Source organism: Bacillus sp. 05T31 (assembly GCF_056396725.1).
On the sequence record NZ_JBFTMA010001317.1, the window covers coordinates 1 to 519 of the forward strand.

Below are 519 nucleotides of genomic sequence, written 5' to 3' on the forward strand. Positions count from 1 at the left end.
GTAGACTAGTAACGTCATACTGTTTTCCATCAACGCTCTTCGAAATAACAACTTTTCCTTGTTCAAGCTTCGCCATAGCATCTTGAGGCGCTTTTAATTTTTCATTCATAGAGATGAGCTTTTCTTCTACAAGTTTTTTCATCGTTTCACTACGATACTGATCCGCCTTTTCCGGTAGCACTGAATATTTTTTTTCCTTTGAGGAAGGGAAAAATGTCCACTGGCTTTTTAATAGTTTCTTAACTTGAGGCAAATCTTTTTCCGTAAGTTCCGTTTTTGTATCTTTTTCATCTAAAATTTGTTGTTGATCAACATAGACTTTGTTTTCTAGTCCAGATGTTTTTAATTTCTGTATTGCCTGATCAGCGTTCAGACCACCGACTTTTGTGTCATTAATCGTAACATTTGAATTGAAGTGAGTTGTCTGATAATAACTCATTCCTCCAATGAGAAGTACAATTACACCAACACCCGCTGCAATAAGCTTCCAATTTGTAAAACGTTTGCTTGATCTTACTC

Annotated in this window: 1 pseudogene; it reads right to left on the reverse strand. The window is 35.8% G+C overall.

The annotated features are described in order from the left end of the window. Nucleotides 1-519: pseudogene (locus tag AC1DJR_RS33100) on the reverse strand (L,D-transpeptidase family protein); the annotation flags it as partial.